Origin of the sequence: Pseudoxanthomonas sp. UC19_8 (assembly GCF_042700505.1) — a bacterium.
Classification (GTDB): domain Bacteria; phylum Pseudomonadota; class Gammaproteobacteria; order Xanthomonadales; family Xanthomonadaceae; genus Pseudoxanthomonas_A; species Pseudoxanthomonas_A winnipegensis.
The window spans coordinates 1,427,230-1,447,177 of record NZ_CP170559.1; the positions used below are offsets into that span (position 1 = coordinate 1,427,230).

Genomic DNA, 19,948 nt, shown 5'->3' on the forward strand with positions numbered 1-19,948 from the left:
GTCTCGAGGTTGGGAACCAGGGGGCGCCCCATCGCGCAGGCTTGCACACGCCTTGGCACGGTTGAGGCGACAATAGCCTAACGTCCCCGGCCATCGGCCGCCTTTGGATCATGACAGGAGGAACCTTGCGGCGATTCGCCCCGGCGCTGCTGGCGCTGCTGCTGACAGCCTGCGACCGCGCGCCCGAGCCCGTCGCGCGGCCGGCCGCGCCTGTGGCCAGCCCGGCCCCCGCGTCCGGCCAAGCGCCAGCGCGCACGCCAAGCGTGACCATCAGCGACAGCAATGGCGATGCCGCGCTGAACTGGTCGCCGCCCGCGCTGGCGCTGGAATCGAGCCAGGTGCGCCAGGCGCGCCGCGAGGCCGCCGCCGCGCTGCGCGCGGGCGACCTGTTCGAACAGCCGCGCGATGCCATCCCGCTGTACCTGGCGCTGCTGCGCCTGAATCCCAACGACGCCGTCGCCAAGCGTGGCCTGGCCAACGCCGGCACCGCCCTGCTGGCCCAGGGCCGGCGCGCGGTCGCCGCCGCGCAGGACGATCCGGAGGCGCTGGCGCGCGCGGTGCGCATCGCCGCGGTGGTGCGCACGGTGCTGGCGCAGGATCCGCGCGCCGAACCGTATCTGGAGCAGGTCGATCTGGCCGAGCAACTGGCCCGGCTCAACGCCACCGGCGAGAGCCAACTGCGCCAGGGCCTGCTGGGCGAGGAGGGCAAGGACGGCGCCCTGAGCACTTTCCGCGCCGTGCTGGCGCAGGCGCCGGGCCAGCCGCGCGCCCTGCAGGGCATGGCGGCGACGGAGAGCGCCTTCATCCGCCGCGCCGACGACGCCGCGCGCGCCAGCGACTTCGACGAGGCCGCCCGCTGGATGGGCTTCGCCAACGGCCTGCGCGAGGACGCGCAGACGGTCAAGGACGGCTATGCGCGCATCGAAGCCGAGCGCACCCGCCAGATCGCCGCGCTGCGCGACGCCGGCGTGGACGATCTGGTCTCGCCGCTGGGTCTGAAGGACGCGCGGCAGAAGCTGGAGGCCGCCCTGCGCATCGCCCGGCCCGGCGATCCGGTGGCCGCCGACCTGCGCCAGCGTATCGATCTGGCCACGCACTACGGCCTGTTCCGGCCCGGCCAGTCCTTCACCGATGCCATGCATGGCGGCGGCCGCACGCCGGTGATGGTGGTGGTGCCGCATGGCGCCTTCCGCATGGGCGCCGACGAGGACGAGCCAGGCGCGTCCGAAGCCGAGCAGCCGGCGCATTACGTGCGCTTCGACCGCGGCTTCGCCGTCTCGCGCACGGCGGTGACGGTGGGCCAGTACCGGCGCTTCGTGCAGGCCACGCAATACCGTTCGCGGGCGACGCGGCGCGGGCATTCGATTGTCTACGACGAGCGCAGCGGCAACTTCGTGCGCCGCAGCGGCGTGGACTGGCAGTCGGACTACGCCGGCGCCAAGGCGGCCGACGACATGCCGGTGCTGCACGTCAGCGTGCGCGACGCGGAGGCCTACGCCGACTGGCTGGCCGAGCAGACCGGGCACGCCTACCGCCTGGCCTCGGAGGCCGAGTTTGAATACATCCTGCGCGCCGGCAGCCAGGGGCGTTACTCGTGGGGCAACTCGACCCCGCCGCCGGCGGGCGTGGGCAACCTGACCGGCGGCAACGACGTCTCGCCCAGCGGTCGCCACTGGGGCAACGCCTTCGTCGGCTACGGCGATGGCTGGTGGGGCCCGGCGCCGGTGGCCACGTTCAAGCCCAACGCCTGGGGGCTGTACGACGTGGGCAGCAACATCAGCGAGTGGGTCGCCGACTGCTGGCACGCCAGCTTCCGGCGTGCGCCGGGCGACGGCGCGGCGTGGTTCAATCCCGGCTGCCGGGCCCGGGTGATCCGGGGAGGCGGGTGGGCCTCCTCGCCGCAGCAGGCACGGGCGGCGTGGCGCGCCTCGCAGGACTCGGACATGACCAGTGCGCGGGTAGGCTTCCGCGTGGTGCGCGGCATCTGACAAGGATCAAGGCATGAATGCGGCTTATGGCAATGGGGGCATGCAGCGGCGGCGCGGATTCGGGATCCGCTGGTGGATCCTGTTGCTGTTCGCCGGCTATGCGGCGTTTCAGTGGATCTCCAGCCGCCAGACCGATCCCTACACCGGCCAGGACGCGCATTACGGCGCCACGCCCAGCGAGGAATCCGAGCTCGGCGTGCAGGCCTACCAGCAGGTGCTGGGCGAGGCGCGCCAGCAGGGCGCGCTGCTGCCGGCCAGCGATCCGACCAGCCAGGAAGTGGCGACCATCGCCCAGCGCCTGATCGCGCGCGTGCCGCAGGTGGCGGCCGACCTGGCCAAGCAGCACGACCAGCCGGTGCCGGACCTGTCCGGCTACGACTGGCAGGTCAGCGTGCTGCGCTCGGACGAAGCCAATGCGTTCTGCCTGCCGGGCGGCAAGATCGCCGTCTACACCGGGCTGTTCCAGATCGCTCAGACGCGCGATGCGCTGGCGGTGGTGATGGGGCATGAGATCGCCCATGCGCTGCTGCGCCACAGCTCCCAGCGCATGGCCCAGCAGAAGCTGGTGCAGATGGGGCAGGTGGCCGCCGGCATGTCCGGCATGGACCAGCAGACCATGGCCGCGCTCGGCGCCGGCGTGCAGTACGGCGTGGTGCTGCCCTACGGCCGCAACCATGAATCGCAGGCCGACGAGGTCGGCCTGATGCTGGCCGCGGCGGCCTGCTACGACCCGCAGCAGGCGATCCCACTGTGGGAGCGCATGTCCCAGCTGGGCGGCGGCGAGCGTCCGCCGGAGTTCGCCTCTACCCACCCGGACCCGTCCAACCGCATCGCCCGCCTGCAGCAGCTGATGCCCGAGGCCGAACAGTTCCGCGCCCGCTACTGCGGCGGCCAGCCGGCGAGCGACCAGCCGCTGTAGCGCGTCTTCAGAAGCCCATGTACAGCCCGCCGTTGACCGGCAGGTTGGCGCCGGTGATGTAACCGGCCGCGTCCTCGGCCAGGAAGCGCACCGCGCGGGCGATGTCCTCCGGCTCGCCCAGCCGGCCTACCGGCACCAGGCCCGTGGCGCGCTGCAGGACCTCGGCCGGCATGGCCGCCGTCATCGGCGTGCGCACATAGCCCGGGGACACGCTGTTGACCGTGACGCCTTTGGAAGCGACCTCGCGCGCCAGCGACATGGTCAGCCCATGCAGGCCGGCCTTGGCCGCCGCGTAGTTGGCCTGGCCGAAGTTGCCGGTCTGGCCGCTGACCGAGCTGATGTTGACGATGCGGCCGTGGCCGCGCTCGACCATGCCGGCGATGGCGTGGTGGCACAGCTGGAAGGCGCTGGTCAGATTGACCTGCAGGACCGCGTTCCACTGCGCCAGCTCCATCTTGCGCAGGGTCGCATCGCGGGTGATGCCGGCATTGTTGACCAGGATGTCCAGCGCGCCGTGCGTGGCCTGGACGCGGGCGATCAGCTGCGCGCATTGCGCATCGTCGCCGACATCGGCCGGTTCGAAGGCCACGCGCCCGTCGGTGGCCGTCTGGAAGGCCTCGAGGCGCGCAGGCTCGGCCGGCAGGTCGGTGGCGATGACGGTGTGGCCGGCCTCGGTCAGGGCGCGGCAGATCGCCGTGCCCAGGCCGCCGATGCCGCCGGTCACCAATGCGATGCGTGGAGTCATGGATGCAGGATCGATGAAGGACAGCCCGCAAGGATACTCCGCAGGCTTGCGGCCCCGTCCGTGCGGGCTGTTGTCGCCGCGATGCGCGGCAATCCATGCTGCGCAGCATGGCGTGGGGCAGGGCAATGCCGAGGGTGTCGCTCAATGCTCACAATCGCGTCTGTCTTGGGGCCGCGATCTGTGCCGGACACCTGCCTGACCGAACGCGGAGATGCGTACAGGCACCCTGAGCGGACGGCGCTTGCTGCGCCTGCCGCTTGGTTATCGCTTGAAGAAATCTGGCTCAGGGTCGGCGTTGCGGGAGTGCGCGACGCACCAATGACTCGAGCCGTATTGCCGGCGCCATCGCGGCCGGTCGGATCGGACGCCACGGGCCAGGCCAGGGCGTCGGTGGGTCGAAGCGGAGCGGCCGCTTCGCGGTGCGAAAAACGCCGCGCTTTAGCGGCGCGTGGACTTGCTGGAGCTCTCGCGCGTCGTCGGGCCATCCTTCGCGCCGTTGCTGCCGCCCGTGCCGGGCGTGGAAGTCGGACGCGTGGGGCCGCGGCTCAGGCCGCTGGTGAGGTTGCGCTGGAAGTCCTGCCAGATCTCCAGGTTGCGCTCGGTGAGCTGGTTCATCATCGCCCACGGCGTCTGCCCCAGCAGGTTGCCCATCTGCTGGCGGAACTGCGCCTGCTGGTCCATGAACATCTGCATCGAGCGCTCCAGGTAGTTGCCCATGAAGCCCTGCAGCGAATCGCCGTAGAAACGGATGATCTGGCTGAGCAGCTGGGTCGACAGCAGCGGCTCGCCGTCCTGCTCCTGGTCGCTGATGATCTGCAGCAGCACCAGGCGGGTCAGGTCCTCACCGCTCTTGGCGTCGCGCACTTCGAACTCTTCGCCATCGACGATGAGCTGGCGCACGTCCTCGATGGTGATGTAGCTGGAGATTTCGGTGTCGTAGAGACGACGGTTGGGGTACTTCTTGATGATCCGGATCGCAGCCATGGAGCAGTCACCTCAATCAATGTGCGCGGAGCATGCGCCCGGGTTTTTTGCGGCGCAACCATACTTTGGGAGCGTTTGGGGTTTGGAGTGGCACTGTCGGGCGAGGCCGCCCGGGCACGCGCCGGGCACCCTGGTCGGACTCACCAGCCCATGTACTGACCACCGTTGGCCGACAGGTTGGCGCCGGTGATCCAGGCCGCCTCCTCGGCCACGAAAAAGGCCACCGCGTAGGCGATGTCCTCGGGCGAACCCAGGCGGCCGGTGGGGATCTGGGCCACGATCTTGTTGCGGATCTCCTCGGGCACGGCCATCACCATCTCGGTGGCGATGTAGCCGGGCGAGACGGTGTTGACGGTGACGCCGAACTGCGCGTTCTCCTGCGCCAGGGAGATGGTGAAGCCATGCATGCCGGCCTTGGCCGCGGCGTAGTTGGCCTGGCCGTACTGGCCCTTCTGGCCGTTGATCGAGCTGATCTGCACGATCCGGCCCCAGCGCCGGGCGCGCATGCCGGCGATCACCGGCCGGGTCATGTTGAATACCGAGGACAGGTTGGTGTCGATCACCTCGTTCCACTGCGTCGCGTCCATCTTGTGGAAGGTGGTGTCGCGGGTGATGCCGGCGTTGTTGATCAGGATGTCGACCGGCCCCAGCGTCGCGGTGACCTCATCGACCATGGCCTGCGCCTGCTCGGGATAACGCACGTCGCCCTGCACCAGGGCGATGTCCACGCCTTCGTCGGCCATGCGCTGCTGCCAGGTGCGGGCGCGCACCGGGTCGCGGTAGTTGGTGGCCACCCGATGGCCCAGACCCGCCAGCTTGCGGCAGATGGCCGTGCCGATGCCGCCGGTCCCGCCGGTAACCAGTGCAACGCGAGGAGTCATGGAGAAGCGCATCTAAGGAGGCAAGGGGCTGGCGATTCTAGTCAGCACCTGCAGCATGTTTGTTGTGCGACGCAGCATGGATTCCCGCCGAAGCGGGCAGGCGCGCGGGGTCGAAGCCATGCTGCGCCGCATGCAGCAGCGTGTCCACCGTATCGGCACCTGCCAGCACGCCCGCCGCCTGGCCCAGCTGGACCCAGGCCGAACGCAGCGCGGGCAGCACGTTGTCGGCATCCAGGGCCTGCGCGCCTTCGGATTTGGACAGCTTGTGCCCGTGGGCATCCAGCAGCACCGGCAGGTGCAGGTAACGCGGCGTGGGCAGGTCCAGCGCCTGCTGCAGCAGGATCTGGCGCGGCGTGGAGTCCAGCAAGTCGGCGCCGCGCACGATATCGGTCATGCCTTGGTCCGCGTCGTCCACCACCACCGCCAGCTGGTAGGCCCACGGCCCGTCGGCGCGGCGCAGGACGAAGTCGCCGACCACGCGCCCGACCTCCTGGCGCTGCGGGCCCTGCAGGCCGTCGTCGAAGGTGACAATGCAGTCACCGGGTACGCGCAGCCGGATGGCCGGATCGGGCCGCCGGGCCCGGGCGACGCACTGGTGGTGGACCCCACCGGTGGCGGCCAGGTCGGCGCGGCTGCAGTGGCATTCGAAGGCCAGCCCGCGCGACAGCAAGCGCTCGAGCGCGGCGGCGTAGGCGTCGCCGCGCGCGTGCTGCCAGCGCACCGGTCCATCGCTGCGCAGGCCGAGTTTTTCCAGCAGTTGCAGCTGTGACTGGGCGGCGCCGGGGACTTCGCGCGGCGGGTCCAGGTCCTCGATCCGCACCCACCACTGCCCGCCGGCGTGGCGCGCCAGCAGCCAGCTGCCGAACGCGGCCAGCAGCGAGCCGGCGTGCAGCGGGCCGGTGGGCGAGGGCGCGAAGCGGCCGCGGTAGGAGCTTGATGACATTGACGAAATCGACGCGCAATCGCTGAACAACCGGTCAGCCGGCAGCTTGAAGTCAAACCGGGGCGTCCACAAGATTCATCTCGTTCCCCCTCATTCCTCTTTCCCTGGAGTCGACCGTGTTTACCCGCATCGCATTGTTCCTGCTGACCAACCTGGCCGTGCTGGCCCTGGCCAGCGTTGTGATGTCCCTGCTTGGGGTCAATTCGGCCAGCATGGCCGGCCTGCTGGTGATGGCCGCGCTGTTCGGCTTCGGCGGCTCGATCATCTCGCTGCTGATGTCCAAGTGGATGGCCAAGCGCGCCACCGGCGCGATGGTGATCGAAACCCCGCGCAACGAGGCCGAGCAGTGGCTGCTGGAGACCGTGCGCCGCCAGGCCCAGGCCGCCGGCATCGGCATGCCCGAGGTCGCCGTGTACGAGGCGCCGGAGATCAACGCCTTCGCCACCGGCGCCAACCGCAACAACGCGCTGGTGGCCGTGTCCACGGGCCTGCTGCGGCAGATGAGCCGCGACGAGGCCGAGGCCGTGCTGGGCCACGAGGTCAGCCACGTCGCCAACGGCGACATGGTGACCATGGCCCTGTTGCAGGGCGTGCTGAACACCTTCGTGATCGTGCTGGCGCGCGTGGTCGGCGGCGTGATCGACAGCTACCTGTCGGGCAACCGCGAGGGCAACAGCCGCGGCTTCGCCTACTACATCATCGTGTTCGCGCTGGAGATGGTGCTGGGCCTGTTCGCCACGATGATCGCGATGTGGTTCTCGCGTCGCCGCGAGTTCCGCGCCGACCACGGCGGCGCCACGCTGGCCGGCCGGCAGAAGATGATCGCCGCGCTGGAGCGCCTGCAGGCCAACCACAGCACCAGCACGCTGCCGGCGCAGGTGGAGGCCTTCGGCATCGCCGGCGGCATGGGGCAGGGCCTGAAGAAGCTGTTCCTCAGCCACCCGCCGCTGCCCGAGCGCATCGCCGCCCTGCGCGCCGCGCAGGTCCAGCAGCGCGCCAGCACGGTGATGTAAGCCGGCTGACCGCCATGCTTGGCAACGAAAAGCCCGCCTTTCGGCGGGCTTTTCGCATCCTGCGGCGCCTTCGCTCTAGCGCTTCAGGCGTTGAAGTCGAAGCTCATCTCCGGCATCGCGTTGGCGACGAACGAGCCTTCCACGTAGTCCAGCCCGGCGCCGAACAGCAGCGACATCGTCCCCGGGTCCTGCACGTGCTCGGCGATGGTGGTGATGCCGTCGCGCTGCGCGCGTGCGGTGATCTCGCGGATCTTGTCCTGGTTCTCGGCCACGCGGGTGTGGTCCTGGGTGAAGCTGCGGTCCAGCTTGAGGAAGGCCGGGGTGAAGTGCGCCAGCAGCTGGAACGAGTCCAGCCCGGTGCCGAACTGCTCCAGCCCGACCTTGCAGCCTAGGCGCGCCGCCGACTGCAGCAGCTCCTGCGCCGCGCGCAGGTGGGTGAAGACCTTGGCCTCGGTGGTCTCCAGCCAGAGCCGCTCGCCCGGCAGCCCGGTGGCGGCCAGTTCCTGGGCGATGGTCTCCACCAGGCGCGTATCGCCGAAGGAAGCCTGGCTGATCTTGACCATCATGCGCGTGGGGCGCCCGGCGCGTTCGCGCGCGGCCAGTGCGGCGATGGCCGCGCGCACCACCCAGCGGTCGATGTCGGCCAGCAGCCCGGCTTCCTCGGCGATGGCCAGAAAGGTCACCGGCTTGATCCGCTCGCCGCTGCCGTTGTCCAGGCGCAGGAAGCCTTCGTAGAAATCGCCCGGCGCGCCGAGCAGCGGGATGATCGGCTGGTAGTGCAGGGCGAAGCCGCTGCCGGTCAGCGCCTCGCGCACCAGGTCCAGGATGCGCTGGGCGTACTCGGCCTCGGCGCGGTCCACCGCGGCCGGGTCGAAGATCAGCACGCCGTTGCCGCCGACGCTGGCCACCGACTGCAGGTTCTCGCTGGCCCGCGCCAGCACCTGGCTGACGCTGGCGATCTTCTCGCCGATCTGCACGCCGCCCACGCTCAGGGTGGCGGTCACCGCGTGGCTGCCGATCTCGAACACATGGGCGGCGAAGCCGGCGCGCAGGCGCTCGGCTAGCGCCGCGGTGTCGGCATGGCTGCAGTGGCACAGCACGGCGAAGCCGTGCTCGCTGAAGCGGGCGGCGACCATGCCTTCGCCGATCAGGCTGGAGAAGCGCGCCGCCATCGCCGCGATCAGCGCATCGGCCGAGCCCAGCCCGATGTCCGGCAGCAGGCGCGCGTAGTGATCCGGTTCGACCAGTAGCAGGCCGTACTGCTGCTCGCCTTGTCCGACCTGGGCCACGGCATCCTCGAGCGCATGCAGGAAGGTGGGGCGGTTGAGCAGGCCGGTGACCACGTCGCGCTGACGCAGGTCCTCGACCTCGCGCGCCAGTTCGGTATCCAGCTCGCGGCGGCGGAACACCACCTGCACGCAGGCCTCGCCCTCGTAGGTGGCGGTGGCGAACTCCATCACCGCCGGGAAGGCCTCGCCGTCGAGCGTGCGTGCCTCGCACTCGTAGCGCGGCGGGGGCGGCTCGCCCTTGCCGATGCGCTTGAGCAGCTGCTTGAAGTCTTCCACATCCTTGGGCGCGATCAGGTCCAGCAGGGACAGACCCTCGATGTCCTCGAAGGACGCGAATCCGAACATGTCCAGATACGCATCGTTGGCGCGGATGTGCATGCCTTCGTGCACATAGGCGATGGGGTCGCGCGAGGAGGCGATCAGCGCATCGCAGCGGCGCTCGGTCTCGCGCAGCTGGGCCTCCAGGCGGCGCAGGCCGCGGCGGGCCTCCAGGTCCTCCCATTCGGCGCGCAGCACGCTGAGCAGGTGATCGGGACGCGAGCACACGGCGACCGCGCTGGCGCCATTGATCAGGTCGTCCACCACCGAAGGCGTGCCGGAGGCGTCGACCATCACCACCACCGGGATGTCCTTGCCGACGGCGGCGACCTGCTCCAGCACCGCCGAGACCGTGAGGGTGCGGGCGGTCTTGGCCACCAGGATCAGGTCCACCGGCTGGCTGGCCAGTTGCTGGACCAGTTCCTCCGCATCCAGCGGGCGCAGCGGCCGCACGGCGATGCCGTCGTTGCGGAACGTGCTGACCACGCCCTCTGCCGCCTCACCGCTGTCGTCGATGATCATCAGCCGCACGGGCGTGTCTTTGCCGATCTGCATGGCGCTTCGTGCTGGGAGCGGGGGACGGCGTTTAATACAGCATGGTCACCGGAGCGTCCATCCTGACCATCGGCTGGCTTGCGGATTCGTGAAGGCCGTCCTGTGCTACGGCCGCGCGCGCTCAGCGCAGCGGGCGCTTGCCGGTATCGCCCGGGATCTCGCGCACCAGGCGCGGCACCAGGTAGCCGGACAGGCGCGCGGCCAGCTCGGCATGCAGCGCCAGCGCGGTGGCGTCGTCCACCTCGAAGTGGGCCACGCCCTGCACGCGGTCGAGCTGGTGCAGGTAGTAGGGCAGCACGCCGGCGGCGAAGCCGCGTTCGGACAGCGCCGCCAGTGCGTCGACGCTGTCGTTGACGCCGCGCAGCAGCACCGCCTGGTTGAGCAGGGTCGCGCCGCTGCCGCGCAGCGCGGCCAGGGCCGCATCGACGCTGGCATCGAACTCGTTGGCGTGGTTGGCGTGCAGGACGAAGGCCACCGGCCAGGGCAGCGCGCCCAGCCACTGCAGCAGGGCGGCATCGACGCGCTCGGGCAGGACCACCGGCAGGCGGCTGTGGATGCGCAGGCGCTTGAGGTGCGGCACCTGGCGCAGGGCATCGGTCAGCTCGGCCAGCTTGGGCGTAGACAGCGACAGCGGGTCGCCGCCGGACAGGATCACCTCGTCGATGCTCGCATCCTCGCGCACCCGGGCGATCGCCTCGGCCCAGTGGTCGCGCGCGGCGGTCTCCTCGCCATACGGGAAGTGCCGGCGGAAGCAGTAGCGGCAGTGGATCGCACAGCTGCCGGTGGCCACCATCAGGGCGCGGCCCTGGTACTTCTGGATCACGCCGGTGGCCGAGCGCGCGGCCGCATCGCCGACCGCGTCCAGGCCGAAGCCGGGCAGCAGGCGCAGCTCCTGGTCCAGCGGCAGGACCTGGCGCAGCAGCGGATCGTGCGGGTCGCCGTGGCGCATGCGCGCCACGAAGCCTTCGGGCGCCAGCAGCGGGAACTGCGCCGCGGCCTGCGGGCAGACACCCAGCGCGGCGTCGTGCAGGCCCAGCCGCGCGAGCAGTTCACCCGGATCGCGCACGGCCCGACGCAGCGCCTGCTGCCAGCCCGAAGGCTGCAGCGGGGCGGGGGCGGTAGCGCTGGCGGCGGGGGCCGGCTGTCTGGAAAGGGGTGCTGCAGGTATCATGAGCGTTTGAACGAAGCATGCGCTCGCCGGTTGCGGCGGGCGTCCCCATTGTATCCGGCCGCTCGCGCATGGCGGCGGGTCTGTCTTATCTCCAGGAGTTTGCCCATGGCCACCTACGGCATGAACGACGTCAAGAACGGGATGAAGATCCTGCGTCAACAACGAACCCGCCATCATCACCGAGACCGACTACGTCAAGCCCGGCAAGGGCCAGGCGTTCACCCGCATGCGCTTCCGCCTGATCCGCTCGGGCCGCGTGCAGGAACTGACCCTCAAGAGCACCGACTCGATCGAGGCCGCCGACGTGGTCGATACCGACATGCAGTATCTGTACAACGATGGCGAGTACTGGCACTTCATGCAGCAGGAGACCTTCGAGCAGGTGCAGGCCGACGAGGCCGGCGTGGGCGATGCCAAGAAGTGGCTCAAGGGCGAGGAGGCCTGCGTGGTGACCCTGTTCAACGGCAACCCGATCCAGGTCACGCCGCCGAACTTCGTCGAGCTGAAGATCACCGAGACCGACCCGGGCGTGAAGGGCGACACCGCCGGCACCGGCGGCAAGCCGGCCACCCTGGAGACCGGGGCGGTGGTGCGCGTGCCGCTGTTCGTGGGCACCGACGAGATCATCAAGGTCGACACCCGCACCGGCGAGTACGTCAGCCGGGTGAAGTAACCCCCATCCAGCGCGCAGGGAGCGTCGCATGCAGGATCTTGGCTTGGTGCAGGAACAGCAGGGCGATGCCCAGGCGCGCGCGGATGTGTTTCCGCACGACCGGGTGGTGTTCTTCAGCGATGCGGTCTTCGCCATCGCCATCACCCTGCTGGCCATCGAGCTCAAGCTGCCCGACGCGGAAATGGTCGAGCGCCTGGGCGAGGGCGCGGCGAACGGCCATACGCTGGCGCTGTTCATCGCCTACTTCGTCAGCTTCCTGGTCACGGCCACCTTCTGGATGAGCCATATGCAGACCTGGCGCCACGTGCGCCATGTCAGCGGCCGGCTGGTGTGGGGCACGATCTGGCAGCTGATGTTCGTGGCGCTGATGCCGTTCGCCACGCGCGAGTACTCCGAGTCGGTCAGCAGCGCCTCGCCCGGGCGCTTCGCCTTCTACGCGGTGGTGCTGGCGACGATCTCCTTCTTCGGCTTTCTCACCCGGGTGTGGGTGGCGCGGCAGGAGTCGCTGTCCGAGCGCCTGGGCGCGGCCCAGGCGCGTTGGTTCGTGGTGCGCAGCACGGTGTCGATCGCGGTGTTCCTGCTGGCGATCCCGCTGGCCTACCTGTGGCCCAACCCGTACTCAGCGTTCTTCTTCATGCTGATCTGGCCCGCTTCGTTCCTGACCCGGCGCCTGATGCTGGGCAAGGCCGGCTGATCCTCTTTGGTAACCAAGGCACCCGTGAATCCGTCCGACGCTGAATCCTGCGACCTGTTGATCGAAGCCGGCTATGTGGTGCCGGTCGAACCGCACGCGGTGGTGCTCGAGCAGCACGCCGTGGCCATCACCGACGGGGCGATCGTGGCCATCGCGCCGATCGCGCAGGCCCGCACGCGCTTTGCCGCCAAACAGGTCGTGCAGCGGCCCGAGGCTGCGCTGATCCCCGGCCTGGTGAACGCCCACACGCACAACCCGATGACCCTGCTGCGCGGCATCGCCGACGACCTGCCGCTCAAGGTCTGGCTGCAGCAGCACATCTGGCCGGTGGAAGGCGCGGTGATGGGGCCGGAGTTCATCGCCGACGGCATCACCCTGGCGATCGCCGAGATGCTGCGAGGCGGCACCACCTGCGTCAACGAGAACTACTTCTTCCCCGACGTGCAGGCGGCCACCTACAAGCACCATGGCTTCCGCGCGCGCATCGGCCTGCCGGTGATCGACTTCCCCACCGCCTGGGCCAGCAGCGACGACGAGTATTTCGACCGTGCCGGGCAGGTCCACGACCAGTGGCGCGACGATCCGCTGATCGCCACCGCGTTCGCGCCGCATGCGCCGTATACGGTCAACGACGCCAACTTCGAGCGGGTGCGCATGCTGTCCGACCAGCTCGACGTGCCGGTGCACCTGCATCTGCACGAGACGGCGCAGGAGGTGGAGCAGTCGCTCAAGGACTACGGCCAGCGCCCGATCGCGCGCCTGGACCGCATGGACCTGATCAACGACCGCCTGATCGCCGTGCACATGACCCAGCTGACGGAAGGCGAGATCCACCTGTGCGCCGAACGCGGCGTGTCGGTGGTGCACTGCCCGGAATCCAACCTCAAGCTCGCCTCCGGCTTCTGCCCGGCCTGCGCGCTGGCCCGCGCCGGGGTGAACCTGGCCATCGGCACCGACGGCTGCGCCTCCAACAACGACCTGGACATGTTCGGCGAGACCCGCACCGCGGCGATCCTGTCCAAGGCCGTGGCCCAGGACGCGGTGGCGCTGGACGCCTTCGCCGCCCTGCGCGCGGCCACGCTGGGCGGGGCCAGGGCGATCGGCTTCGACCATCTGGTCGGCACGCTGGAGGTGGGCAAGCAGGCCGACATCGCCTGCGTGGACCTGTCCGCGCTGGAGACCCAGCCGCTGCACCACGTCGTCTCCCAACTGGTCTACGCCACCGGTCGCCACCAGGTCACCGATGTGTGGATCGCCGGGCGCGAACGCCTGGTCGACCGCCAGCCGGTCGGGATCGACATGGCCGGCGTGGTCGCCAACGCGCGCCAGTGGCGCCAGCGCATCGCCGGCCTGCATCCGGCCTGACCCCTCACGCTCCCTGATGCGGCCCTTGCGCATGCTGGCCGCTGTTTCCCGCGGCCCCACGGCCGCGAGGCCTTCGAAAAGGAACGCGCCATGACCCCCGCATCCAACGCCAATTTCCACCAGGCCGAACTGGACAAGTTCGGCGCCCTGGCCACCCGCTGGTGGGACCCGGACGGCCCGCAGAAGGCGCTGCATGCGCTCAACCCGGTGCGCCTGCAGTACGTCGCCAGCCGCCTGCCGCTGGCCGGCAAGCGCGTGCTGGACGTGGGCTGCGGCGGTGGCCTGCTGAGCGAGGCGCTGGCCGCCGCCGGCGCCCAGGTGGTCGCCATCGACCTGGCGCCGGAGCTGCTGAAAGTCGCGCGCCTGCACAAGCTCGAATCCGGGGTGGAGGTGGACTACCGGCAGATCGCCGTCGAGGCGCTGGCCGAGGAGGAGCCGGAAAGCTTCGATGCCATCACCTGCATGGAGATGCTCGAGCACGTGCCCGATCCGGGCGCGGTGATCGACGCCTGCGCGCGCCTGCTCAAGCCCGGCGGCCAGCTGTTCATGTCCACGCTCAACCGCACCCCGGCCGCATTCGCGCTGGCGGTGGTTGGTGCCGAGTACATCGCCAAGCTGCTGCCCAAGGGCACCCACCGCTATGCCGATTTCATCAAGCCGGCCGAACTGGCCGCCTGGGTGCGCGCCAGCGGCCTGCAGATGCGCGATGTCAGCGGCCTGGTCTACGAGCCCTGGCGCAGCGCCGCCCGCCTGAGCCGGCGCACCGAAGTGAACTACCTGGCGTGCGCGGCGAAGGCATGAGCGTAGCGGGCGAGGGGGCGGGCGGCGCAGGCCAGGACGAGGGCGAAGGCGCTTCCAGCCCGGCGCAGGAGATTGCCGGCCCCTGCTTTCCGCCTGTGGCGTTGTTCGACCTCGACGGCACGCTGCTGGACAGCGCGCCGGACATGCTGGCCACGGTCAACCGGATGCTGGCCGCGCGCGGCCGGGCGCCGATGGTGCTGGCCGACATCCGGCCCCACGTGTCCAAAGGCTCGAGGGCGATGTGCGGGGCGGCGTTTCCCGAACTGTCGCCGCAGGCGCGCGAGGCGCTGGTGCCGGAGTTCCTGCAGGTCTATGCCGAGGAGCTGGGCCGGCATGGCGCCCCGTTCGACGACATCGAGGCGATGCTGGCCGCGCTGGAGGCCCACGGCAGCCGCTGGGGCATCGTCACCAACAAGCCCGAGGGCCTGGCCCGCGACCTGATGCCGCTGCTGGGCTGGCAGTCGCGCTGCGCGGTGCTGATCGGCGGCGACACGCTGGCCGAGCGCAAGCCGCATCCGCTGCCGTTGCAGGAGGCCGCACGCCTGCTCGGCGCGCGCATCGACGACTGCGTCTATGTGGGCGACGACGCGCGCGATATCCAGGCCGCGCGCGCCGCCGGCATGCCCGCGATCGCCGCGCTGTGGGGTTATCGCCTGGACGACGACGATCCGGTCAGCTGGCAGGCCGAGGTGATGCTCGACACGCCGGCGCAGCTGCTGGACCCTGCGCATTGGCCGCAGGTCGGCGGGCGCTGATGTCCACCGCCCTGGACAGCTTCCTGGACAAGTGGCGCGCCCGCTGGCCCGAGTGGCCGCTGGTGCAGGCCTTCGTGCCCGCCGCGCAGCGACCGCTGGCCGAGGCCTGGTTCGCGCTGCTGCAGGAGCTGTTCGATGCGATGAACATCGCCGGCGATCCGCTGCCTGCCGATGCCAAGCTGGCCTGGTGGGGCGAGGAACTGCGCGACTGGTCGCGCAGGCGTTCGCGCCATCCGCTCGGCCGCGTGCTGGAGCCGGTCCCGGCGCCGTGGGAGGTGCTGGCCGATGCGCTGCCGGGGCTGACCCTGATGCGCTCGCTGCCCGAATCGCCCGATGCCGCGCTGCCGCTGGTGATGCCGCTGGCCAATGCGATCCAGCAGGTCGAGGCGGCGCTGTTCCCCGGTGCGCGCAGGGTCAACGCGCTGGAGCCGATGGCCGCGCAGCTGCTGTTCCTGCGCTGGATGGAAGTCCCACCGCACGCCGATACCTTCGCCTGGCGCGATGCGCTGCTGGCGCGCTGGCCCGCGCGTGTGGACGGACCGCGCCCCCGGCGCCTGATCGCCGCGCTGCTGCGCCTGCGCCTGGCCAACCTGCATGCCGACGCGCAGGGCAGCACACCGGCGAGGCCCGCCAGGCTGGTATGGACGGCGTGGCGCGCGGCGCGTGGCGGGAGCTGAGCCAGCTGCGGCGGCGCTCGTCGCCGCACAATGCGGATATCGGGGGCGTCCAAGAAGAATCGACCGTCGTTCCCGCGAAGGCGGGAACCCAGCGCGTCAGCTTTAGCGTGAAAAAGTCCATGGGCTCCCGCTTTCGCGGGAGTGACGCAGTTGGAGTCTTGAAATCGTCATTCCCGCGAACGCGGGAATCCATGGACGTTGCGCCGCCGGAGCACCAGACATCCAGGCCGCCGCGCGACGCCTGCGGGCCGCGCCTCAATCCGTATCCGGCAACAGGAAGTTCCCCGGCCGCGGCCCATCGCCCTCCAGCAGCACCGGGGCCTGGGCCTCGTCCTTGAGCTGCACGCCGGAGAGCTGGCGACGCATCGCTTCACCCATCAGATAGGCGAGCTTGTGCATGGCCGTGTCGTAGGACAGGCCGGCGGCGCGGATGTTGGAGATGCAGTTGCGCGCCGCATCGGTCAGGCCCACGCGCGGGGCGAAGGTCAGGTAGGCGCCAAGGCTGTCGGGCGAACTCAGGCCCGGGCGCTCGCCGATCAGCATCACGCACAGGCGCGCGCCGAGCCGTTCGGCGATCTCATCACCCACCGCCACGCGACTCTGTTCGACCACGCAGACCGGGGCCAGCGACCAGGCCTGCGTGCGCGCGTGGTCGCGCAGGCGCTGCAGCATCGGCGCGGCGTGGGTGTGCACGGCCAAGGCGGACAGGCCGTCGGCGAGGACGATGCAGATATCGCAGCTGCGCGCCTTCAGCGCCGCGTGGGCGCGCAGGGCCTCGGCGGAGGCGTCGTCGAGGCGACGGCCTAGGTCCGGGCGCTGCAGATAGGTCTCGCGGTCCGCGGCGGCGCTGTGCAGCGGCAGCACGACCAGCGCCAGCGCGCCGGCGGCCTGCGCGAGCGCCGCGTGGTCCAGCGGCAGATGCACCGCATCGCGCGCCTGCGCATGGGCGAACTGGAACTCCAGCTGCGCGCGCGTCGGCAGGCTGGTGCCGGCGCGGCCCAGGGCGATGCGCGCCGGCGTGAGGCGGCGCAGCGCGGCCCAGGCATCGGGCGCGGTCGGCGAGGGTGGATCGTCCTGCGCGCTCATAGCTGCCCCAGCGCCTTGCGGAACGGTGCGGGCACATCGCGCCCGAGTTCGAAACGCCCCTCGCGCAGGCGCAGGATCTGCATCTTCTCCAGCCAGGCCTCGAACTCGGGCGCCGGGCGCAGGCCCAGCACCTGGCGCGCGTAGAGCGCATCGTGGAACGAGGTGGTCTGGTAGTTGAGCATCACATCGTCGCTGCCGGGGATGCCCATGATGAAGTTGATCCCGGCCGCGCCCAGCAGGGTCAGCAGCACGTCCATGTCGTCCTGGTCGGCCTGCGCATGGTTGGTGTAGCAGATGTCGCAGCCCATCGGCACGCCGAGCAGCTTGCCGCAGAAGTGATCCTCCAGCCCGGCGCGGATGATCTGCTTGCCATCGAACAGATACTCCGGCCCGATGAAGCCCACCACGGTGTTGACCAGCAGCGGCTTGAACTGACGCGCCACCGCGTACGCCCGCGCCTCGCAGGTCTGCTGGTCCACGCCGTGATGCGCCTCGGCCGACAGCGCGCTGCCTTGCCCGGTCTCGAAATACATCACGTTGACGCCGACGCTGCCGCGGCCCAGCGCCAGGCCGGCCTCGTAGCCTTCCTGCAGCAGCGCCAGGTTGACGCCGAAGCTGGCGTTGGCGCCTTCGGTGCCGGCGATCGACTGGAATACTAGGTCCACCGGCGCGCCGCGCTCGATCGCCTTCAGCGTGGTGGTGAGATGGGCCAGCACGCAGGACTGGGTGGGGATCTCGTAGCCGCCGATCACGCCGTCGAGCATCTTCAGCAGCTCGACGATGTCGCCGGTGCTGTCGCTGGCCGGGTTGATGCCGATCACCGCATCGCCGTTGCCGTACAGCAGGCCGTCCAGCACGCTGGCGGCGATGCCGGCTGCATCGTCGGTGGGATGGTTGGGCTGCAGGCGCGTCGACAGCCGCCCGCGCAGACCGAGCGTATTGCGGAAGGCGGTGGTCACGCGCACCTTGGCCGCCACCAGCACCAGGTCCTGCACGCGCATCAGCTTGGACACCGCGGCGACCATCTCCGGCGTCAGCCCCGGCGCCAGCGCGGCCAGGCTGGCCTCGGTCGCGGCCTCGCCCAGCAGCCAGTCGCGGAAGTCGCCGACGGTCAGGTGCGCAACCGGCGCGAAGGCCGCCGCGTCATGACGGTCCATGATCAGCCGGGTGACCTCGTCTTCCTCGTACGGGATGACCGCCTCATTGAGGAAGTGCCGTAGCGGCAGCTCAGCCAAGGCCATTTGCGCGGCCACGCGCTCGCGGTCGGTCTGCGCCGCCACGCCGGCCAGGCGATCGCCCGAACGCGCCGGCGTCGCCCGCGCCAGCAGGGTCTTGAGATCGGCGAAGCGCCATTGCGCCCCGCCCACGCTATGGACGAATCCGCTCATGCGGGCAGCATGCCGATGGGCGGATTCAGGCCGCGTCGACCGCGCGGTCCGGCTGCGGTCCGCCGCCGCGAAGGCTCAGCCGGCACACGCCCATGCCCAGCGCCATCAGCAGCACGAACACGCCGGCGATCTGCGGGTTGAACCACACCATCGCCACCAGGCAGACCACCGCCAGCAGCAGCGCGATGCCCGGCACCACGGGGTAGCCCGGCGCGATGAAGCTGCGCGCCAGGCCGGGTTCGCTGCGGCGCAGCTTGAACAGGCTCAGCATGCTCATGATGTACATCACCACCGCGCCGAACACCGACATAGTGATCATCGCCGCGGTCAGGCTCATGCCCTGCAGGCTGACCAGCCCGTCGCTGTAGATCGCCGCCACGCCGATCAGGCCGCCGGCGAGGATGGCCCGGTGCGGCGTCCGGAAGCGCGACAGCTTCGCCAGCCCGTGTGGAAGGAAGCCGGCCCGCGCCAGCGCGAAGAACTGGCGCGAATAGCCCAGGATGATGCCGTGGAAGCTGGCGACCAGGCCGAACAGGCCGATCCACACCAGCATGTGCAGCCAGGTCGAGCTGTTGCCGACCACCGCCTTCATCGCCTGCGGCAGCGGATCGTTGATGTTGCTCAAGGCGCGCCAGTCGCCCACGCCGCCGGCGAAGAGCATCACGCCGAACGCCAGCACCACCAGGGTCAGGATCCCGGCGATGTAGGCGCGCGGGATGGTGCGCCTGGGGTCCTTGGCCTCCTCGGCGGCCATGGCCGCCCCTTCGATCGCCAGGAAGAACCAGATCGCGAACGGGATCGCCGCGAAGATCCCGGCCAGCGCCGCGGCGCTGAAGCGGTCCGAGCCCGCCCAGCCACCGGCGGCGAAGTTGGCCAACGAGAAGCCCGGCGCGACCACGCCCATGAACACCAGCAGCTCCAGCACCGCCAGCACGGTGACCACGACCTCGAAGGTGGCCGCGATGCTGACGCCCAGGATGTTCAAGCCCATGAACACCACATAGGCCCCGACCGCGGCCAGCTTGGGATCCAGCGCGGGGAACTGCACGTTGAGATAGGCACCGATGGCCATCGAGATCGAGGGCGGGGCGAACACGAACTCGATCAGCGTGGCGATGCCGGCCACCATGCCGCCGGTGGCACCGAATGCGCGCCAGCTGTAGGCGAACGGCCCGCCCGCGTGCGGGATGGCGGTGGTCAGCTCGGTGAAGCTGAAGATGAAGCAGGTATACATCGCGGCCACCAGCAGCGTGGTGACCAGGAAGCCCAGCGTGCCGGCCACGCCCCAGCCGTAGCTCCAGCCGAAGTACTCGCCGGAAATGACCAGCCCGACCGCGATGCCCCACAGGTGCAGCGTGCCCAGCGTGGGCTTGAGTTGCTCGTTGGACATCGCGCATCTCCAGGGGGAAGGAATGTGGCGCTGCGCACGATGCGCCTCGCCGAGAAGGCGGGGCGGGATCGCAGCTTCGCCGGCCACGCATCGCGACCCGGATCCACGCCACAAGGCCGCAGACGCCAGCCGCAGACGATTCGGTTATACCGGTTATCCCCGCCCAACGGCCCGAAAGCGAAGGGTAGGGGGTAGGCCCATGGGGCCTCACCTGTGGGAGCCGCCATGGCGGCGACGAGGCTCTAACGGTAAAGCCTCATCGCCGCCATGGCCTCTCCCACAGATTCCGCTCCCGCCTGTAGAGCGGAGCTTG

General features: G+C 70.2%; 17 protein-coding genes and 1 pseudogene. 9 read left to right on the top strand and 9 right to left on the bottom strand.

The window, feature by feature from the left end:
- Positions 1-125: 125 nt before the first annotated feature.
- Together ACFJIT_RS06185 and ACFJIT_RS06190 are read left to right on the top strand one after the other, a co-directional pair.
- The gene (locus ACFJIT_RS06185; RefSeq protein ID WP_379655340.1) at positions 126-1,988 is read left to right on the top strand and encodes an SUMF1/EgtB/PvdO family nonheme iron enzyme; all 1,863 of its coding nucleotides are present in this window, start codon (positions 126-128) and stop codon (positions 1,986-1,988) included.
- Positions 1,989-2,001: 13 nt separating this feature from the next.
- On the top strand, positions 2,002-2,907 hold the full coding sequence (locus ACFJIT_RS06190) for a M48 family metallopeptidase (RefSeq protein WP_379655341.1): 906 nt from the start codon (positions 2,002-2,004) through the stop codon (positions 2,905-2,907).
- A 7-nt stretch (positions 2,908-2,914) separates the two neighbouring features.
- Here the strand turns inward: ACFJIT_RS06190 and ACFJIT_RS06195 are convergent, their stop codons facing one another.
- From ACFJIT_RS06195 to gluQRS, 4 genes are all read right to left on the bottom strand, one after another.
- Positions 2,915-3,652, bottom strand: a complete 738-nt coding sequence (locus tag ACFJIT_RS06195) for a beta-ketoacyl-ACP reductase (RefSeq protein WP_379655342.1) — start codon at positions 3,650-3,652, stop codon at positions 2,915-2,917.
- 438 nt (positions 3,653-4,090) lie between these two features.
- Positions 4,091-4,636, bottom strand: a complete 546-nt coding sequence (gene phaR, locus ACFJIT_RS06200) for a polyhydroxyalkanoate synthesis repressor PhaR (protein ID WP_130533195.1) — start codon at positions 4,634-4,636, stop codon at positions 4,091-4,093.
- 140 nt (positions 4,637-4,776) lie between these two features.
- Positions 4,777-5,517, bottom strand: a complete 741-nt coding sequence (gene phbB, locus ACFJIT_RS06205) for an acetoacetyl-CoA reductase (protein ID WP_379655343.1) — start codon at positions 5,515-5,517, stop codon at positions 4,777-4,779.
- Positions 5,518-5,554: 37 nt separating this feature from the next.
- Positions 5,555-6,460, bottom strand: a complete 906-nt coding sequence (gene gluQRS / locus ACFJIT_RS06210) for a tRNA glutamyl-Q(34) synthetase GluQRS (protein ID WP_379655344.1) — start codon at positions 6,458-6,460, stop codon at positions 5,555-5,557.
- 116 nt (positions 6,461-6,576) lie between these two features.
- On the opposite strand from gluQRS, the gene htpX reads away from it, so the two are divergent.
- Positions 6,577-7,473 (top strand): protease HtpX, encoded by an 897-nt coding sequence (gene htpX / locus ACFJIT_RS06215; RefSeq protein ID WP_130518099.1) that lies wholly within the window; start codon positions 6,577-6,579, stop codon positions 7,471-7,473.
- Positions 7,474-7,556: 83 nt separating this feature from the next.
- Here htpX and ACFJIT_RS06220 read toward each other — a convergent pair whose 3' ends face one another.
- Both ACFJIT_RS06220 and epmB read right to left on the bottom strand, forming a co-directional pair.
- Positions 7,557-9,635 (bottom strand): EAL domain-containing protein, encoded by a 2,079-nt coding sequence (locus ACFJIT_RS06220; RefSeq protein ID WP_379655345.1) that lies wholly within the window; start codon positions 9,633-9,635, stop codon positions 7,557-7,559.
- Between the two features lie 121 nt (positions 9,636-9,756).
- Complete coding sequence (gene epmB, locus ACFJIT_RS06225; RefSeq protein ID WP_130533192.1) at positions 9,757-10,806, bottom strand: EF-P beta-lysylation protein EpmB; 1,050 nt, start codon at positions 10,804-10,806, stop codon at positions 9,757-9,759.
- Positions 10,807-10,911: 105 nt separating this feature from the next.
- Here epmB and efp point away from each other — a divergent pair.
- The 6 genes and pseudogenes from efp to ACFJIT_RS06255 all read left to right on the top strand — a co-directional run bounded on the left by efp (position 10,912) and on the right by ACFJIT_RS06255 (position 15,771).
- Positions 10,912-11,479: pseudogene (efp, locus tag ACFJIT_RS06230) on the top strand (elongation factor P).
- Positions 11,480-11,507: 28 nt separating this feature from the next.
- The gene (locus tag ACFJIT_RS06235; protein ID WP_379655346.1) at positions 11,508-12,173 is read left to right on the top strand and encodes a TMEM175 family protein; all 666 of its coding nucleotides are present in this window, start codon (positions 11,508-11,510) and stop codon (positions 12,171-12,173) included.
- A 24-nt stretch (positions 12,174-12,197) separates the two neighbouring features.
- On the top strand, positions 12,198-13,538 hold the full coding sequence (locus ACFJIT_RS06240; protein WP_379655347.1) for a TRZ/ATZ family hydrolase: 1,341 nt from the start codon (positions 12,198-12,200) through the stop codon (positions 13,536-13,538).
- Positions 13,539-13,628: 90 nt separating this feature from the next.
- The gene (ubiG, locus tag ACFJIT_RS06245) at positions 13,629-14,339 is read left to right on the top strand and encodes a bifunctional 2-polyprenyl-6-hydroxyphenol methylase/3-demethylubiquinol 3-O-methyltransferase UbiG (protein WP_130532058.1); all 711 of its coding nucleotides are present in this window, start codon (positions 13,629-13,631) and stop codon (positions 14,337-14,339) included.
- A gap of 95 nt (positions 14,340-14,434) precedes the next feature.
- Positions 14,435-15,094, top strand: a complete 660-nt coding sequence (locus ACFJIT_RS06250; protein ID WP_379655348.1) for a phosphoglycolate phosphatase — start codon at positions 14,435-14,437, stop codon at positions 15,092-15,094.
- Complete coding sequence (locus ACFJIT_RS06255; RefSeq protein ID WP_379655349.1) at positions 15,094-15,771, top strand: phytoene/squalene synthase family protein; 678 nt, start codon at positions 15,094-15,096, stop codon at positions 15,769-15,771. The genes ACFJIT_RS06250 and ACFJIT_RS06255 overlap by 1 nt, the downstream gene beginning before the upstream one ends.
- 255 nt (positions 15,772-16,026) lie before the next feature.
- Here the strand turns inward: ACFJIT_RS06255 and eutC are convergent, their stop codons facing one another.
- Genes eutC through eat form a run of 3 tightly spaced genes read right to left on the bottom strand, consistent with a single transcriptional unit; the run spans position 16,027 to position 19,635 of the window.
- On the bottom strand, positions 16,027-16,857 hold the full coding sequence (gene eutC / locus ACFJIT_RS06260) for an ethanolamine ammonia-lyase subunit EutC (RefSeq protein ID WP_379655350.1): 831 nt from the start codon (positions 16,855-16,857) through the stop codon (positions 16,027-16,029).
- Positions 16,854-18,245 carry an ethanolamine ammonia-lyase subunit EutB gene (locus tag ACFJIT_RS06265; protein WP_379655351.1) on the bottom strand — a complete coding sequence of 464 codons (1,392 nt, stop codon included), beginning with the start codon at positions 18,243-18,245 and terminating at the stop codon, positions 16,854-16,856. Before ACFJIT_RS06265 ends, eutC begins: the two co-directional genes overlap by 4 nt.
- Positions 18,246-18,270: 25 nt before the next feature.
- A complete protein-coding gene (gene eat / locus ACFJIT_RS06270) occupies positions 18,271-19,635 on the bottom strand; it encodes an ethanolamine permease (RefSeq protein ID WP_130561654.1) in 1,365 nt (454 codons plus the stop codon).
- Positions 19,636-19,948: the final 313 nt, after the last annotated feature.

Coding starts and splice junctions, on each gene's coding strand:
- ACFJIT_RS06190 (WP_379655341.1), top strand. CDS start 2,002: ATGAATGCGGCTTATGGCAATGGGGGCATGCAGCGGCGGCGCGGATTC.
- ACFJIT_RS06195 (WP_379655342.1), bottom strand. CDS start 3,652: ATGACTCCACGCATCGCATTGGTGACCGGCGGCATCGGCGGCCTGGGC.
- phaR (WP_130533195.1), bottom strand. CDS start 4,636: ATGGCTGCGATCCGGATCATCAAGAAGTACCCCAACCGTCGTCTCTAC.
- phbB (WP_379655343.1), bottom strand. CDS start 5,517: ATGACTCCTCGCGTTGCACTGGTTACCGGCGGGACCGGCGGCATCGGC.
- gluQRS (WP_379655344.1), bottom strand. CDS start 6,460: ATGTCATCAAGCTCCTACCGCGGCCGCTTCGCGCCCTCGCCCACCGGC.
- ACFJIT_RS06220 (WP_379655345.1), bottom strand. CDS start 9,635: ATGCAGATCGGCAAAGACACGCCCGTGCGGCTGATGATCATCGACGAC.
- epmB (WP_130533192.1), bottom strand. CDS start 10,806: ATGATACCTGCAGCACCCCTTTCCAGACAGCCGGCCCCCGCCGCCAGC.
- ACFJIT_RS06235 (WP_379655346.1), top strand. CDS start 11,508: ATGCAGGATCTTGGCTTGGTGCAGGAACAGCAGGGCGATGCCCAGGCG.
- ubiG (WP_130532058.1), top strand. CDS start 13,629: ATGACCCCCGCATCCAACGCCAATTTCCACCAGGCCGAACTGGACAAG.
- ACFJIT_RS06255 (WP_379655349.1), top strand. CDS start 15,094: ATGTCCACCGCCCTGGACAGCTTCCTGGACAAGTGGCGCGCCCGCTGG.
- eutC (WP_379655350.1), bottom strand. CDS start 16,857: ATGAGCGCGCAGGACGATCCACCCTCGCCGACCGCGCCCGATGCCTGG.
- ACFJIT_RS06265 (WP_379655351.1), bottom strand. CDS start 18,245: ATGAGCGGATTCGTCCATAGCGTGGGCGGGGCGCAATGGCGCTTCGCC.
- eat (WP_130561654.1), bottom strand. CDS start 19,635: ATGTCCAACGAGCAACTCAAGCCCACGCTGGGCACGCTGCACCTGTGG.